The following is a 15,929-nucleotide window of genomic DNA, read 5'->3' as shown; positions in this document are numbered from 1 at the left end:
AAATCAGCCGGGAAGAAACGGCAGCAACTTCTCGAGTGTGATGGGGAACTCGCGAACTCGAATTCCGGTTGCATTGAAGACGGCATTGGCGACTGCCGCGCCGGCGCCGCAGATGCCGAGCTCGCCGATGCCTTTGCTGCCGAAGACATTGGCGCGCTCGTCGACTTCCTCGATGAAGACCGTGTCGATCTGCCCGACGTCCGCATTCACCGGAATGTGATATTCCGCGAGGTCGTGATTGATGAAGGCGCCATGAAGCGGATCGAGCAGGGTCTGCTCCATCAGCGCCGCGCCGATGCCCCAGATCATTCCGCCGACGATCTGCGATCGCGCCGTCTTGGGATTCAAGATGCGGCCGGCGGCGAAGGCGCCGAGCATGCGGCGAACGCGAATTTCCGCGGTGTCGAGATCGACGGCAACTTCGGCGAAGTGAGCGCCGAACGCGTGTTGAGAGTAGCGGTCGTATTCAGCACTGCGGGTGACGGACCCTTCGGCTTGCAAACCGCCCGGCGGGATTCCGGGCAGATCCAGCAGCTGACGCTTCAACTTTGTACACGCGTCGTGCACAGCGGAGCCGGCGCTCGCCGCGCCCCACGAGCCGCCGGATCCGGCGGTCGTTGGCAACTGGCTGTCACCGAGCTCGACCTTGATGGAGGCTGGAGGCATCTGCATCACGTCCGCCGCAATCTGCGTCAGGATGGTGTAAGTGCCTGTGCCGATATCGGTCATATCGAGCTGCACTCGAAGCGTCCCGCGAGGCTCCAGGACGACGCGAGCACGACTCGGGCCGATGTAGTTGGGACGAATCGCCGCAGCCATCCCGTGGCCGATGAGCTTGCGACCCTCACGAATTGCACCGGGGCGAGCGCTGCGTCTTTCCCATCCGAACAAACGAGCTCCGCGCCGCATGCATTCGATGAGATTGCGACTCGAGAAGGGAATGCCGCGGTCCGGATCCAGGCTCGTTCCATCCAGATTGGGCTCGTTACGAATCCGCAGTTCGATGGGATCGAGTTGCAAAGCATGCGCGAGCTCATCCATTGCCGACTCCACAGCAAGCATGCCCGGCGCTTCGCCCGGCGCACGCATCCATTCGCCACGATTGGTGTCGAGTCGCATCAGCCGGTGTCGCGTCACGCGATGATCGGCGGCGTAGAGCGAGCGCGTGAACACCCCGGTTTGCTCGGTAAATTCCTCGAACCGAGCTGTCGAAGAGCACACCTCGTGACCGATGGCGATAAGTTTGCCGTCGCGATCGGCGCCCAGTCGTACCTGCTGAATCGACAGGGGCCGATGGCCGGCGTTAGCGAACATCTGCTGCCGTGTCATCGCAACTTTCACTGGCCGTTGCAAGACTCGCGCAGCAAGCGCAGCCAGCATGATGTCGGCATGCGCAATGAGCTTGGACCCGAACCCGCCGCCGATGAAGGGACTCACGACTCTGACGCTATCGAGCGGGATCTGCAGCGTGCCAGCGACACACGCTCGCACGTTCGCAAGCGTCTGCGTTCCGGTGTAAATGGTGACCCGATCGCCTTCCCACTGCGCGATGGCTGCATGCGGCTCCATGGGATTGTGACTTTCGAACGCCGTGGTGTAGGTCGCATCGACCTTGACGGGCGCTTGCGCGAAGGCCTTGGCGAAACCGCCAGCGGAGGTGTCCGTTGCAAACCCCGCATTGGTTCGCTCCGGGCGATAGGTCGCCGCGCACAATTCGGGCTCGAAGTCGCCTTGCAGCCTTTCATAGCGAACGTCGATCGATCCGGCCGCGGCGCGTGCGGCCTCGAAGGTTTCACCCACGACCAGGGCAATCGGCTGGTCGAAATAGCGAATATGCGCATCGCCGAGGACGGGGCGGGGGCGGGTGAAGACTTCGCGAGGTGTCGCAGTCGTGGGCTCGCCAAAGCGAGCCTGCGCTGGGGCATTCTTGTGCGTCATGACCAGCAGGACGCCGGGAGATTTCGTTGCCGCCTGGGCGTCGATGGCTACGATGCGGCCTCTGCCGATCGAGGCGCCCAAGATGTAACCGAAAGCGCATTTGTCACTGACAATATGCTCATAACCGTATCTGGCAGCTCCGGTCACTTTAGCGCGCCCGTCGATTCGGTCGAGCGGCTGGCCGATCTGCTGAAATCCCGGACCGTTCTTGCTCGCGATCTGATCGTTCGATGTCATGTTCCTTTCAGCCATCGCGCGTGGACTCCGCGATCGCATGCATGAGAGTGCGTTTCGCCAACGGTACTTTGAATGCGTTGTGTTTTTGCGACCTTGCGTCTGCAAGCGCGATCTCTGCGATCTGTTCGAGCGCGTCGCGCGAGGGGCGTGCTGATAGAAGTGCCTGCTCGGCGACTATGCCGCGCCAGGGTTTGGGCGCGACGCCGCCAAAGGCGATTCGAGCGTTACGCACTGCTACACTGTCGGCGTCGATGATTGTAGCGACGGCGACCAGAGCAAAGGCGAAGGACGCCCGATCGCGCACCTTGCGGTACATCTGACGGCCGGGCGGCGGAGGTGGCAGTGTGACGCTCGTGATCATCTCGCCCTGAGCGAGCGAAGTCTCGACGTGTGGAGTGCTTCCAGGAGGGCGATACAGCTGATCGATCGGAAAGCTTCGGGCGCCTGCCGCGCTCAAAGTCTCTACTCGAGCGTCGAGCGCCGTCATAGCAACGGCCATATCCGACGGATGCGTCGCGATGCAGTGGTCGCTCGCGCCGAGCACTGCATGGATGCGATTGAATCCGTTCAGCGCCGCACAGCCCGAGCCTGGAACACGCTTGTTACACGGCATGCGCGGATCGTAGAAGTAATAACACCGCGTTCGTTGTAGCAGGTTACCGGCGGTCGTCGCTTGGTTACGAATCTGACCGGACGCGCCGGCGAGCAGCGCCTGACTTAGCAGTGGATACTCACGCCGAATCCTCGAATCGGCCGCGAGATCGCTATTGCGAACGAGTGCGCCGATGCGCAGTGCGCCGCCCGGCAACGGCTCGATGCTCGAAAGCGGCAGCGAGTTGACATCGATGAGGTGCCTGGGCTGTTCGATCTCGAGCTTCATGAGATCGAGCAGATTGGTGCCACCTGCGATGAGCTTTGCGTCCAGCCGTTTGGCCAGCGCGTCCACCGCCTGCTGTGTGGTTGTGGCGCGCTCATACAGGAAGGATTTCATTGCCGCGCCTCGTGCGCCGCCGCCGCGATGGCCTTCACGATGTTTGGATAGGCGGCGCAGCGGCATAGATTGCCGCTCATGCGCTCGCGGATTTCCTCATCGGTCAAAGGAATATTGGCGGCGCACAGGTTGTGCGTCGCATGGCTCGGCCAGCCGCGACGCGCTTCTTCGAGCATGCCGGCGGCCGAACAGATCTGGCCCGGCGTGCAATAGCCGCATTGAAACCCGTCGTGCGCGATGAATGCCGACTGCAGCGGATGGAGCCGCTCGCCGGACGCGAGACCTTCGATGGTGGTGATCTCGTCGTTCTCATGCATCACGGCGAGCGTGAGGCACGCATTGATGCGCCGGCCATTGACGAGCACGGTACATGCGCCGCACTGGCCATGGTCGCAACCTTTCTTGACGCCGGTCAGGCCGAGCTGATGTCGCAGCACGTCCAGCAACGTCGTCCGGCTATCGAGATTGAGCGTCGAGTCGTGCGCGTTGATGCGCAATGTGACTACGTTCGTGTGAACGGCGAAAGAAACTTCATCGGCGGCCGCAGCTTCGGATCGCAACGGCATCCCGGTGGTCAGCAGCAGGGCGCTTGCCGCGCTGCCTTCGAGCAGGGCACGGCGAGTCAACAGGGCGTTGTCGTCCTGCTCGGACATATCAAGGTCTCCGCATCAGTGGCGGAGCCAAGTGTCCGAGCGCGCGGGGGTGCGTGTCTTTCAGGAAACCGGAAAACTGTCAGTTTTCCGGATCGCGGGCTGCACGCAACGCGCGCGGCGTCACTCCATGAGTTCGACGCAGCGTGGCTGTCAAGTGACTCTGACTGGAGTAGCCCAGCGAATGCGCCACCACGCTGACGGGCAAGTCGGTCCGGCTGAGCAGCTCTGCCGCGCGACGCGTCCGCCGTTCGAGAACATAGGCATAAGGAGGCAATCCGGTGGTCGCCTTGAAACGGCGCGCGAACGTATCTGCCTTCATGCCGACCAGGGATGCCAGATCGCTCAACGAGATGTCCGTGGCAATGTGAGTTTCGATGTAGTCGCGCACGGTGGCGAAAGTCTTTGCACCGAGCTTGCCATGACGTCGCGTGTGCAATTTAGCGCCATCCATCGCACGGATGCGCATCAACACCAACGCCGCCAGGTGCTCGACATAGACTGTCTCAGGTCTGAAGCCGCGCGACAGGTCGGAGCTGAGCGAGCAAAGCAAGGTGCGGATCACAGCATCCGAGCGATTGATGAAAACAGGCAGCGAGGACGGATCGTCACAGCCCGCCAGTTGCAGGTTCGGTGCAATCCACAGCGCCGAGTAGTTGAGTCGGGCGTGCCGATAGGCGCCCACGCGCTCGACGTTGGCGGGTACGAATGTCAACGCGCCGGGTTGATCGCGGCCGTCGTAGACCAGCTCGCCGTCGGCGATGGTTTTGGTGCGCTCGGTCGTGCCGCTCTCGGTGAGCACGATCAAGTGGTGCGGGGCCGACCAGCGCAGGTCGGCGGCTTCGCAGCTCCAGTGGCTGTGGTCGAACACCAGCTGCGAGCCCGACCATTCGGCCCGATGGAGCGCCTCAGCATGGTCGTTGCGCGAGCGGATTCTGCCGGTGCCGAGGCGGGGATTGAGCGACATGCTGCAGGATCGGGCGGTGAAGTGTGCGCAAACTGCTCTAAGACCCGGGGTCCGTCGCGCAAGTTCCCCCGGTCCCTCGAAAATCTGATTTGCGTCCGAACCGGTTGACGGACCGGCGTCCGAACATGCTAGATGTGCGGGTTTCTATTGAGCGGATGAGCCGTTGAACGTCACATGACTGCGCCAGCTGTCCTCGTCGTCGAGGACGATCCGGGACTTAGAGTACTGATTGCACGCGCCCTTCAGCAAAACGGCTTCGCCGTTTTCCAGGCTTCCACGGGGGCGGAGATGTGGAATTCACTCGAGCAGCGCCCGGTCGACCTGATCATTCTCGACGTGATGCTCCCTGGCAAGAACGGCATCGACCTGTGCCGCGAGATTCGCACGCGCGGCGACGTGCCCATCATTTTCATCAGCGCCAAGGTGGACGAGACGGACCGGGTCATCGGGCTGGAGCTGGGCGCGGACGACTACATTCCCAAACCCTTCGGCACGCGTGAGCTGATCGCGCGAGTGCGCGCCGTGCTGCGTCGTCGCCCGCAGGAGAGCGGCAGCAGCGATTCGAGCCCCGAAAGAGTGCAATTCGCGGGCTGGGCGGTCGACATGCGTCGGCGCGCCGTGTTCTCGCCGAGCGGCGCCAGCATCGAGCTCACCGGCGCCGAGTTCGATCTGCTCGCGAGCTTCATCGGCAGTCCGCAGCGTGTGCTGGGGCGTGAGCGGCTCATCGAGCTGTCACGCGTCCGACTCGGCGATTCCTCGGATCGCAGCATCGACGTGCTCGTCAGCCGCCTGCGACGCAAGCTGTCGAGCGCCGGCCAATCGGCCCCGATCGTCACCGTGCGCGGTGTCGGATACATGTTGACGGCCGATGTGACGCACGGCTGATATGCGCGTCAAACTGGTTCCGCCCGGCGCAGTCGGACGCGTGCTCGCGGTGGTCGCGTTGACGGGCGTCATCGGCCTGAGTCTCAACACCCTCGTGTACGAGGGCACCAGTCGCTTCAGCATTCGAGAAGAAGAAGCGCGCCGCACCTCCGAGCACATCGTGGTCGTCTCCAGAATGCTGGAGGGTGAAGATCCGGCGCGACGGGCGCGGATCGTCGAATACGCGTCCACCGAACATTTCAAGCTCGGCTGGTTTCGACAGCCCATCGAGCCGGGTGCACGCTCCGACGCGCTCACCCAGATGCACCGGCAGATGGTGGTGTGGGAGCCGAGCCTGGCCGGCAAGGATCTGCGGCTGCATCTCGGCTCGCCGGGCGAGGCCACCGAAGTGAGCGGCTCGCTGCAACTCTCCGACGGCACCTGGCTGCATTTCAGGGCGCAGGATCTGGTGGGCAAATGGCCGCTGAAACTGCGCGGTATCCTGATCGCCAGTTTGCCGATGATCGCGCTGGTGATCATCGCGCTGGTGACCCTGCGCGTCATTCTGCGACCGCTGGGTTTGTTGGCCCAAGCCGTGACGCGCGTAGGTTATGGCGACTCGTCCATCTTGCCGGAGCAGGGGCCGGCCGAATTCCGCCATCTCATCCGCGCCTATAACGACATGCAGACTCGCATCGTCACCATGATCAAGGACCGCACCGAAGCGTTGGCCGCGGTCGGGCACGATCTGCGAACGCCGCTGGCGCGACTGCGACTGAGCGTCGATTGCGTCGACGATGCGGAAATGCGCAACACGCTCACGCACGATCTGGACGAAATGGAGCTGATGCTCGATTCGCTGCTGACCTACTTCCGCGGCGACGATCATTCCGAGAAGCCGGTGCTGGTCGATCTCGCCGTGCTGGTCACGACCGTGGTCGACGATCTGCAGGATCGCGGCTTCGACATCACCTACGAAGGCCCGGAGCATTGTGACGCCACTTTGCGACTGGTCGAGTTCAAGCGCGCCTTGAGCAATCTCACCAACAATGCGGTTCAGTACGGCGATCATGCCTCCGTGAGATTTACGGTGGATGACAGCGTGATTCGCATTTTCGTGGAGGACGACGGGCCTGGCATTCCGGAGGCGGATATGCAGCGCGTGCTGATTCCGTTTCAGCGCCTGGACCCGGCGCGGCAACGAAACACTTCCGGCGTGGGCCTGGGCATTCCCATCGCGGTGCGTGCGATCGCCGCGGCGGGCGGCAAGCTGATCTTGAGCAATCGCCCGCAAGGCGGCCTGTGCGCTCAAATCGTGCTGCCCCGCCAGACCTGGCCGGCGCGCCTCACCAATACTCAGCTCGGCGCTCTGCCCAGCAACACTTTGTAACGAACCCGCTGCAGACGGGAAAAAAAACCTCGGCACTCTTGTATCGGCCCTGCTGGATGAGTCGGCGGGCCTCGTATCACTGTCGAGGTGTTGAATGAACGAAGTCATTGGCCGCGTTTTCAAGTTCGAAAAGCATGTCTTTGCACGGCATGCCGACCTGTACAACCGCCTGGCCACCAATGGCCAGAGTCCCAAAGCTCTGATGATTTCGTGCGCGGACTCGCGCATCGTTCCGGAGCTCATCCTGCAAGCCGAGCCTGGCGACCTGTTCGTCACGCGCAATGCCGGCAACATCGTGCCGCCGTTTGCACAGATGAACGGTGGCGTGTCCTCGGCCGTCGAATATGCCGTGATCGCGCTCGGCGTCACCGACATCATCGTGTGCGGCCACTCGGGCTGCGGCGCGATGGAAGGGCTGTTGAAGCCCGGCGCGCTCGATGCAATGCCCAACGTCGCTGCCTGGTTGCGTCACTCGCACGCCGCCGAAGGCGTGGTGCGCACTTGTTATCCGGAGCTGCCGCATAAAGATCGTCTGCGCGTGCTCACCCTCGAGAACGTCGTTTGTCAGCTGGCGCATTTGCGCACGCATCCTTCGGTCGCCGCCGGCATCGCTCGCGGCACGCTCGCTCTGCACGGGTGGTATGTCGACATCCATACGGGCGCCATTCAAGCGCTCGACGGAGAGAGCGGAAATTTCAGCGTGGTCAGAGACGACCAGCCGCTGCCGATCGCGCTTCCGCACGCCGCCCGGCTTGCTGCGCATCAGACGTTAGATCGCATCGCCTGAGGTAGTCACAAATGACCTCGGGTACCAGCCCGACGGGAGCGTTGTCCCGTCAGAACGTATTCGTGCGCGACTTGACCGCGTCGATCGTGGTGTTTCTCGTGGCGATGCCCTTGTGCATGGGCATTGCCGTCGCCTCCGGCGTGCCGCCGGAGAAGGGCCTGATCACGGGCATCATCGGCGGCATCGTCGTCGGTGCGCTCGCGGGCTCGCCACTGCAGGTCAGCGGCCCGGCTGCGGGCCTTGCCGTCATCGTGTTCGAGCTGGTGCGCCAGTACGGCATGATGGCGTTGGGTCCGATTCTGTTGATAGCCGGCGCGATTCAGTTCTTCGCAGGTGTGGCGCGCCTCGGCGGCTGGTTCCGCGCCATTTCGCCGGCGGTCGTGCACGGCATGCTGGCGGGCATCGGCATCCTGATCCTGATCGGCCAGTTCCATGTGCTGTTCGACGATCTGCCCAAGCCCAACGGCGTGGAGAATCTGCTGGCCATTCCGGTCTCGCTGTGGCGGCTGTTCACCGAATCGCACTCGACTGCGAGCGCCTTCACGGCCGGCATCATCACCATCCTCTCGATGCTGGCTTGGGAACGTTTCCGTCCCACCAGCATGCGGCTGATTCCCGGCGCGCTGGTCGGCGTCGTGCTCGCCACGCTGGTCGCGTACGGGCTGCAGCTGAACCTCACGCGCGTCAACGTTCCTGAATCCATCTTCTCCAGCCTGAGCTGGCCGACCTGGGCCGGCTTCACCGATCTGCTGAGTCCGCAGTTCATCGCGACCGCGCTGGCGGTGGCCTTCATCGCCAGCGCCGAAACCTTGCTATCGGCCGCGGCCGTCGATCGCATGCACGACGGCGTTCGCACCGATTACAACAAGGAGCTGCGTGCGCAGGGCGTCGGCAACTTCCTGTGTGGCGCCGTCGGCGCACTGCCGATGACCGGCGTCATCGTGCGTAGCTCGGCGAACGTGCAGGCGGGAGCGATGACGCGCGCCTCTACCATCATGCACGGCGTCTGGATCCTGGCGTTCGTGCTCGGCCTGCCGTGGTTGTTGCGTGAGATTCCGATGGCCTCGCTCGCTGGCGTGCTGGTGGTGACCGGCTGGCGTCTGGTGAGCCTGGATCACGTAAAACATCTCTACCAGCACTACGGCGTGATGCCCGCGCTGATCTGGGCCAGCACACTGTTCATGGTGGTCACCACCGACTTGTTGACCGGCGTGCTCACCGGCCTGGTGTTGTCGCTGGTCGAGCTGCTGCCTCACCTGCGCAATCTGAAGCTGGACGTGCAGGTCGATCGTCATGACGCGCACGTCGAGCTGCAGCTGCAGGGGCGCGCGACGTTCCTGAGCCTGCCGGGCCTCACCAACATTCTGGACAACCTGCCGCGCGACAGCCGCGTGCGCCTGAATCTTGCGGGACTCGCGCAGCTGGATCACACCTGCGCCGAAGTGCTCGCCGACTGGATTCAGCGGCGCCGCAAGGCCGGCACGCAGCTGGAAGTGGCGGGTGTGGATCACCAGCACGCCAGCAACCTGCATCGTCGTCTGCTGGAAGTCGCGACGGCGTGAGCAAACATTCGTTAGGAGCAAGCATGAACACAAAGCATCGTGCCCAGGGTCATCGTGCGTCGTTCCGAACCGCGCTCTCGACCAGCCTCGCTGTGCTCGGCCTGTGCGGCGGATTGATGACGAGCGCCGCGCAGGCAACCGATCGCAGCGCCAACCCGTCCTGCCGTCAGGAAACCAAGCGTGTCGCTGTGTGGCCGAAAGGACCCCGGCCGGCGCGACAGGCGCGCTTCGAAGAGCGTGAGGTCACCGTCTGCGACGGTGAGGCGATGTCCAAAGGCTCTCGGGAGACCGAGAGCCCCTCCAGCAAGAGCGGTGACTGATCAGGGCGAGCACCGGCTCGATACCGACCTCCGATAGGAAACCCATCATGTTGATTCGATCGATCGCCAAAGCCGCGCTGATCGCTCCCGCTTTCGGATTGCTCGGCTGCGCCAGCTTCCCGAGCAACTACGGCCTGGACGATGGCAGCGCCACGATGGTGCGGCAGACCTGCCAGCAGATCATGGGGCTGCGGGTCGGGCCCGAGTTCGAAGCATGTGGCGGCAGTCTTGCGGACACCATGCGAAGGCTGCAGGACGCTCAACTGACGGCGCAGGCCGATCAGTCATGCGAACAACAAGGCTTGACGCGTGGGACTGCAGAGCACGCGAAGTGCGTTGTGACGACCCGGCGGGCAACGGTCCGTGCCGACGGCGCAGGATTGCGGCTCGCCTCGGTGCCCGAGGCTCAGCCCTGGCAGTCGTATTTCAGCATGAGCCAGGCGCAACAGGACGAGCGTGCCGAGCTGTCCTGCGCCCAGTTGGGTCTGCACCCCGCGGTGGGTGGATTCTGGAGCTGCGTGAGCGACCTGAAGTACTCGATCGCCAACATCCGTTACGAAACGATGCCTTGATCGCGCCGTAGTCCGGCCACGATCCGCCGCGCATCACGGTTTTGTCGCGCAGAACGCGCGATAATCGCTATGTTGTGCCGTATACAGCGGCGGACTTGGCGAGACAGACTATGGTCGGCGAAAGCGGGCTGCGTTTCGGTGTTGCATCGATCGCATTGGCCACTGGATGGACGGGGGCGGCGAGCGCCGCGGAGGACACGACGCCCTGGCGTCTCGAACAGGCGCTCGCCGCCCCGGAATGGCTCAGCATCGGAGGCAGCTATCGCGCTCGCTATGAAACGTTGAGCCATCCCTACCGCGCCAACGCCAGCGGTTCCGATGAGATCTTCGTCAGCCATCTGCTGCTGAGTGCGCGCATCGCGACGGATACGTTCTACGCGCAGCTCGAGTTGGAGGATTCGCGCCAACGTCTTGCCGACTCCAGGAGCGCGATTGGCACCGACTCGGTCAATACGCTCGAGCCGCTGCAAGCGTTGGTGGGGATGCGCTTCAACGACGCGTTTACCCCGGGCGGCCGCCTGGATGTGAGCGCCGGTCGCATGACCATCGACCCGGGCGGGCGCCGGCTCGTTTCACGCAACAATTTCAGAAACACCACGAATTCGTACACGGGCGTGCACGCGCTGTGGAAGGGCGCCGTTGGACAAGAGTTGCGTGCCTTCTATGTACTGCCCGTGCAACGCAGGCCTGCCGATTTGCAATCCTTGCTCGACAACGACCACGAGCTCGATCGCGAAAGCTCGGATGTGTCGCTGTGGGGTGTGTTCGGCGCAGTTCCCGAGACAGTCGGTCACGCCACCGCGGAGGCTTACTGGTTCGGGTTGCGCTCGCGCGATCAGCCCGGCATCGCGGCGGCGGATCGAGATATTTATACGCCGGGCTTTCGGCTCATCAGAAGGCCCGCCGCGCAATCCTGGGACTTCGAGACGGAAGCGGCCTATCAGTTCGGCACGTCGCGGCTGACCACGGCGGCCGCCGATAGAAACGATCTCCAGCACCGCGCCGGTTTCTTCCACGGCGAGATCGGCTATACCTGGCGCGCCAGAATGTCTCCACGCCTGGAGCTCTCTTACGACTACGCGAGCGGCGACGAAGATCCGACGGATAACGAGAACAACCGTTTCGACACCCTGTACGGCTCGCGACGCTTCGACTTCGGACACACCGGAATCTATGGAGCGCTCGCTCGCAGCAACATCAATTCTCCGGGCCTGCGGGTTGAAGCCAAGCCGCTACCGAAAGTGGCGGGGATGTTCGGCTATCGAGCGGTGTGGCTGGCGAGCGATCGCGATCAATACACCACGGCCCGATTGCAGGACCCGAGCGGCGATTCCGGGAGTTTCGTCGGCCATCAACTCGAGTGGCTGCTTCAATACAACGCCCGCCCTGGCAATCTGGTGTTGGAAGTCGGCGGCGCCCATCTCGCCCACGGCCACTTCCTGGAGCACGCACCGAATGCACCATCGGAGGGCGACAGCACTTATTTCTACGCGTCGGCCATGACCACGTTTTGACGTTCAATGCGGTCGACTGATGTCCCGATCGTCCAAGACTGCCCCCGCTGCCGGCGGCAACATGCGGCCACACGAGGACGCGTAATAGCTTGTCATTACCTCGAATGGGTGAGCGCCTGGCCGCCCGCAAGGGGGTTTTTTGACAAGCTGCGGACCTTCAGCATGACGGCATCGGCAGCAAGGGTGATCTGCGATGAACATTCAGAACATTCACGCGAACATTCAGGGCGTGTTGACGAATCCGAGCCCGGCGCGCTCGCGCTGGGTGGCCGCCGAGGATGCCTCCCCCCGCGCTCACGGTCTGAGCCCGCGAGCGTTACAACGGGCGCTGACTTTCATGGAAGCCAACCTCGGCAAACGGTTGACGCTCGCGGAGATCGCGGCCAGCGCGGCGGTCAGCCGCTTTCATTTCGCCCGATTGTTTCGTGTGACCACCGGGCACAGTCCGATGGAGTTCTTGATGAGGGCGCGCATCGCGCGCAGTCAATCTTTATTGGTGCGCGGTGACACTTCGATCTGTGCCGTGGCCGCGGCGCTCGGCTTTTGCGATCAGAGCCATTTCACGCGCACCTTCCGTCGCCTGATCGGCGTGCCGCCACGCGAGTACCTTCGGCGCACGCAAGCGGTCGGTGCTTTGAACTGAGCGTCAGAAAGATACTTACAGAGTCTCGAAGCCGCGCAGCGCCAGCCACGACACAGTCGCCCAGGTTGCTCCGGTAAGAAAAGACAGCAGGAAGGCGCCTCGGGCGGCGATCTTCAACCAGGCGGGCGAACCGTGGGTGGTGGTGGCGACAGTGGCGGCGATGAAGGCTTGCATGGCAGGTTCCTGGGCAGTCGCGATGCTTTAAGCAGTGGTCTCGAGCATAGGACTGCCGTTGCCCCGGCAATATCGGCCGTCCGACCCATCGGGGCTACGACCAGGCCTTACCAACATCGACCACACAGCCGAGCCCATGGGGCAGGCGCGGTACACTGCGTCAGGCAATCTTGGGTCAATGGAGGTGACGTTGATGCGCAGGTCCGTTGTAACGAAAGCACTGCTGTTAGGAATGTTCGTGACCTCGCTGGTGCATGCGGCGACAAACGTCGGCGCACCCGAGGGATTCATCGAGGTGCGGCCGGAACAGGTGCCATGGCGACCGCATCCGGCGATGCAAGGCGCGGAGTTCGCGGTGCTGGTCGGCGCGCTGGATCGTCCGGGCCCGCTCGTCGTCAGAGTGAAACTACCGCCTCGCGCCCGGTTCATGCCGCATACCCATCCGGAGCCGCGAACCTACACCGTCATCTCCGGCGAGTGGAAGCTGGGGTTCGGCCATGACTACGACGAGAAAGCGCTGTTGAGCTATGGCCCCGGCAGCATGTACCGGCTGCCGGCGCAGGTGGCGCATTTTCAGTCGACCGGCCCGGAGCCGACCATCGTGCAGATCGAGTCGATCGGCCCAACCAAGACCGAGTTCGTCAAAGCCCGATAGAGACGCGCGCCGTGCTCGAGGAGGTTGCGCACGGCGCGGGGTACAACGCTTGCCCTTCAGGCGTTCGCCATCATTCCTTGCCGGATTTGGCGGACCTGGCGGGTGCTGGGGCTGGCTCGGTGGTCGAGCATTGCGGCGGTGTATAGGGCTCGCCGCGATCGAGCGACTGGATCACCTGTTCGATTCGTTGCACGTTGCCGAAGGTATCGGCCACGATCAGGCGGTTGACGCAGGGAAGGGCAACGAGATGTGCCTGCTGCGGCAGCAGAGGACGCAGTGTCGGCACCAGCATGGCCGCAGGAATGTGCTTCACGGCGATGACCTTGGTGACGTACTCCGCTGGCCGAAAGTTGTCGCTGTCCGCGACCGGGAGCGCCATATGACGCACGCCGGCGTCCGGGATCACGCGCACGTAGTCGCCAGTCGTCACGGCGGTGAAGCCATGAACTTGCAGAAGCATGAGCAAATCGTCGTAGCTGAGCGTGTCGGGCTTGGCCTGAAGCAGCAGCACGTCACCGGTGACTCTCGGATCTACGAAGAATTTCTTGCCGCTGCTCTTGGCGACCGCGGCGAGCACCGTCGCGATCGGCACAGTGTTCGGGTCTGCAGAGTCGGACTGTGCGTTGGCCTCCAGTGGCGTAAATGCCAACACGAGTGCAGCGAGGGTTCCAGGAAACATGCGTGTCATGACAGACTCCATTGGCTCATTCGAATTCGATTTCGGACAGCGGCAGCGGCTCGTAAGGTCGCAGTTGTTCCACCAGTGAGCTGGGAATGATCCATCGATGGTGGGTGTAGTCCCGTCGCCGCAGGTAGTCGTCGACGAACCCGCTCACCTCGCGAATGTTTCTGATGCGTATCGGGCTCACATAGAGATAAAGCGTGCGCGCGCCGGGATAACTGCCGTCCATGATGGTGCTCGGGGTCGGGGCCGGGCCGTTCAGCATGCTGCCGAGCAGATCGGCGCTGTTGGCCGAATAGAACGAATAGTCGATGACGGCCACGATGTTTGGATCGGCCCACAATCGCTGGCCGACGAAAGTGATGTCCCAGGCCGCCTCTTTGTAGACGCCATCGTCGCGCAGCGTGTGACAGTTCTCGCGGTATGCGGTCGAGTCGCCGGTTTGTAAGGCTCGGATCCGCTCGCACGCCGGCTCCAGAATGGTCGCGGCGAACAGGAGGAAGTGTTGCGAGTCCCGCGGCGGTCCGGACACTTCGATGCGACGGCGTTCCAGCGAGCGGTCGATCTGATTCCAGTCGGTGTAAGGATTGTCGATGAGCCGGTCCGGATCGTCCGGCGCCGGCACTCTTTTCAGCAGCGCTAGCGCGATGGTGTCGGCGGAGAGTCGCATCTTGTTGCCGGCCTTGGCCCCGGTGATCACCATCGCCATGTGACCCAGCTTCGCTTCGCGTAGCCCGGATTTGCAGGCGTTCAACTCATCACGATGGATGCGACGGGACACGAGGGCGACATCCCACCGTGGCAGTTCATCCGCGTCTGCGCATAAACCTTTGAGCGCGTCATCTGCACTGGTGATCTCGGCGCGTGCTTGCGCCCGGTACCGGATCGAAGCCGTGATCCCGTCGGAAAGCACCGCGAGTTCCGGCGTCAGCGCCACTCGCACCGACCTGTCGCCCACCGATTCCGCGCTCGACGATGCAATCGATGTACTGGAGGGAGCGCCGGTCGAAGATGAATCGGCTATGGACGGATCGGAATCACGGGCATCGATGGCAGCGCCGGCTGCATCTCGTACCGATGTTGCCGATGTTTGCTGCCGCTCTCCAGACAGCGTGGCCGAAGCTGCCGGACCTGTCGAATACCAGGCGCCACTCGCATTCCTGGCGGAGCGGGCGAGAGGCGCGACCGTCTCGCTTGTCGCTTGCACTTCAGCGGTGCGCGACACCGACGAGAGATGTTTCACTGTGAGATAAGTGACCGTCGCCAGCGCAGAGCCGCCAATGAGCACCGAGGCGATCAGCACGGTCCACGTCGGTCTTCGCCGCGGCGGCGAGGCGAGCTCCTGCTGTCGCAGTCGTTCTCTGAGCTGCCGTTCGAATGTAGCGGGCGGTCGCCGCCACGCGCGTCGCAGAAAATCATCGTTCATGGCTTCTCCGGCGACTCCCAGCCCGAGCGCAGTTCACGAACCGCGCGATGGAGCAGCGTGCCGACGTTCGATTCACTCAGGCCGGTGAGGCGAGCAATGTCGCGATTACTCAGATCGGCGCCGTATTTCAGCGCCACGACTTCCCGGTCGCGTGGCGAAAGCCGCTCCATCAGCACGGCCAGTCGCGCCAGGTTGGAATCGCGCTCGGCCTGGTCGTGCGGCGACTCGGCGCTCACCACTTCGAGCGCGGCCTCCAAGGGCAGATGAGGGCGGTGCGCTCGCAGGTGGTCGATGGCCAGGTTCTGCGCGATGGTGAACAGCCAGGTCGAAAAGCCGGCGAGATCGCGCCGGTACAAAGTCCGGCTGCGCCACGCCTTTTCGAAGGTGCGAGACGTCAATTCTTCGGCGTCGGCGTCGCTGCCGAGGCGAAAGCGAAGATAGTTATAGACGCGAGGCAGCTGATCCCGATAGGCCGCGTCCCAGTCCACCTCCCTGCTCGGGCGCCCTCCCGACGCGCGGTCCATGAATAGCTGTGCCAGGCTCATGCTCATTTATAC

17 protein-coding genes are annotated in these 15,929 nt (G+C 63.3%); 9 read left to right on the top strand and 8 right to left on the bottom strand.

Annotated features, from left to right (window positions below; translation table 11 throughout):
• Positions 1 to 3: 3 nt before the first annotated feature.
• The 4 genes from JM946_RS19100 to JM946_RS19085 form a co-directional block, all read right to left on the bottom strand.
• The gene (locus tag JM946_RS19100) at positions 4 to 2,175 is read right to left on the bottom strand and encodes a xanthine dehydrogenase family protein molybdopterin-binding subunit (RefSeq protein ID WP_203168957.1); all 2,172 of its coding nucleotides are present in this window, start codon (positions 2,173 to 2,175) and stop codon (positions 4 to 6) included.
• A 7-nt stretch (positions 2,176 to 2,182) separates the two neighbouring features.
• Positions 2,183 to 3,166 carry an FAD binding domain-containing protein gene (locus JM946_RS19095; protein WP_203168956.1) on the bottom strand — a complete coding sequence of 328 codons (984 nt, stop codon included), beginning with the start codon at positions 3,164 to 3,166 and terminating at the stop codon, positions 2,183 to 2,185.
• Positions 3,163 to 3,819, bottom strand: coding sequence for a 2Fe-2S iron-sulfur cluster-binding protein (locus JM946_RS19090; protein ID WP_203168955.1), 657 nt, complete (start codon positions 3,817 to 3,819; stop codon positions 3,163 to 3,165). Before JM946_RS19090 ends, JM946_RS19095 begins: the two co-directional genes overlap by 4 nt.
• A gap of 79 nt (positions 3,820 to 3,898) precedes the next feature.
• Positions 3,899 to 4,783, bottom strand: coding sequence for a helix-turn-helix transcriptional regulator (locus JM946_RS19085; RefSeq protein ID WP_203168954.1), 885 nt, complete (start codon positions 4,781 to 4,783; stop codon positions 3,899 to 3,901).
• A gap of 174 nt (positions 4,784 to 4,957) precedes the next feature.
• On the opposite strand from JM946_RS19085, the gene JM946_RS19080 reads away from it, so the two are divergent.
• The 8 genes from JM946_RS19080 to JM946_RS19045 all read left to right on the top strand — a co-directional run bounded on the left by JM946_RS19080 (position 4,958) and on the right by JM946_RS19045 (position 12,435).
• Positions 4,958 to 5,668 carry a response regulator transcription factor gene (locus JM946_RS19080; protein ID WP_203168953.1) on the top strand — a complete coding sequence of 237 codons (711 nt, stop codon included), beginning with the start codon at positions 4,958 to 4,960 and terminating at the stop codon, positions 5,666 to 5,668.
• A gap of 1 nt (position 5,669) precedes the next feature.
• Complete coding sequence (locus JM946_RS19075; RefSeq protein ID WP_203168952.1) at positions 5,670 to 7,037, top strand: ATP-binding protein; 1,368 nt, start codon at positions 5,670 to 5,672, stop codon at positions 7,035 to 7,037.
• Between the two features lie 94 nt (positions 7,038 to 7,131).
• Positions 7,132 to 7,824, top strand: coding sequence for a carbonic anhydrase (locus JM946_RS19070; protein WP_203168951.1), 693 nt, complete (start codon positions 7,132 to 7,134; stop codon positions 7,822 to 7,824).
• 11 nt (positions 7,825 to 7,835) lie between these two features.
• Positions 7,836 to 9,386, top strand: a complete 1,551-nt coding sequence (locus JM946_RS19065) for a SulP family inorganic anion transporter (RefSeq protein ID WP_203168950.1) — start codon at positions 7,836 to 7,838, stop codon at positions 9,384 to 9,386.
• A 23-nt stretch (positions 9,387 to 9,409) separates the two neighbouring features.
• Entirely contained in the window at positions 9,410 to 9,706 is a 297-nt protein-coding gene (locus JM946_RS19060) for a hypothetical protein (protein ID WP_203168949.1), read from the top strand.
• A gap of 47 nt (positions 9,707 to 9,753) precedes the next feature.
• On the top strand, positions 9,754 to 10,278 hold the full coding sequence (locus JM946_RS19055; RefSeq protein WP_203168948.1) for a hypothetical protein: 525 nt from the start codon (positions 9,754 to 9,756) through the stop codon (positions 10,276 to 10,278).
• 95 nt (positions 10,279 to 10,373) lie between these two features.
• Positions 10,374 to 11,792 carry an alginate export family protein gene (locus JM946_RS19050; protein WP_218042984.1) on the top strand — a complete coding sequence of 473 codons (1,419 nt, stop codon included), beginning with the start codon at positions 10,374 to 10,376 and terminating at the stop codon, positions 11,790 to 11,792.
• Between the two features lie 193 nt (positions 11,793 to 11,985).
• On the top strand, positions 11,986 to 12,435 hold the full coding sequence (locus JM946_RS19045; RefSeq protein ID WP_203168946.1) for a helix-turn-helix domain-containing protein: 450 nt from the start codon (positions 11,986 to 11,988) through the stop codon (positions 12,433 to 12,435).
• 15 nt (positions 12,436 to 12,450) lie between these two features.
• Here the strand turns inward: JM946_RS19045 and JM946_RS19040 are convergent, their stop codons facing one another.
• Positions 12,451 to 12,609, bottom strand: a complete 159-nt coding sequence (locus tag JM946_RS19040; protein ID WP_203168945.1) for a hypothetical protein — start codon at positions 12,607 to 12,609, stop codon at positions 12,451 to 12,453.
• Positions 12,610 to 12,802: 193 nt separating this feature from the next.
• Between JM946_RS19040 and JM946_RS19035 the strand changes: the two genes are divergently transcribed.
• On the top strand, positions 12,803 to 13,264 hold the full coding sequence (locus tag JM946_RS19035; protein ID WP_203168944.1) for a cupin domain-containing protein: 462 nt from the start codon (positions 12,803 to 12,805) through the stop codon (positions 13,262 to 13,264).
• A gap of 70 nt (positions 13,265 to 13,334) precedes the next feature.
• On the opposite strand, the gene JM946_RS19030 is transcribed toward JM946_RS19035, so the two are convergent.
• From JM946_RS19030 to JM946_RS19020, 3 genes are read right to left on the bottom strand one after another with little or no spacing between them, the layout of a single operon-like run.
• On the bottom strand, positions 13,335 to 13,952 hold the full coding sequence (locus tag JM946_RS19030; RefSeq protein WP_203168943.1) for a secretin N-terminal domain-containing protein: 618 nt from the start codon (positions 13,950 to 13,952) through the stop codon (positions 13,335 to 13,337).
• Positions 13,953 to 13,968: 16 nt separating this feature from the next.
• A complete protein-coding gene (locus tag JM946_RS19025) occupies positions 13,969 to 15,372 on the bottom strand; it encodes a substrate-binding domain-containing protein (protein ID WP_203168942.1) in 1,404 nt (467 codons plus the stop codon).
• Positions 15,369 to 15,923, bottom strand: a complete 555-nt coding sequence (locus JM946_RS19020) for an RNA polymerase sigma factor (protein WP_218042983.1) — start codon at positions 15,921 to 15,923, stop codon at positions 15,369 to 15,371. The genes JM946_RS19025 and JM946_RS19020 overlap by 4 nt, the downstream gene beginning before the upstream one ends.
• Positions 15,924 to 15,929 lie beyond the last annotated feature (6 nt).

The sequence above is a fragment of the Steroidobacter gossypii genome (assembly GCF_016801985.1).
Taxonomy (GTDB): Bacteria; Pseudomonadota; Gammaproteobacteria; order Steroidobacterales; family Steroidobacteraceae; genus Steroidobacter; species Steroidobacter gossypii.
This window is presented reverse-complemented; position numbering and strand designations above follow the sequence as displayed.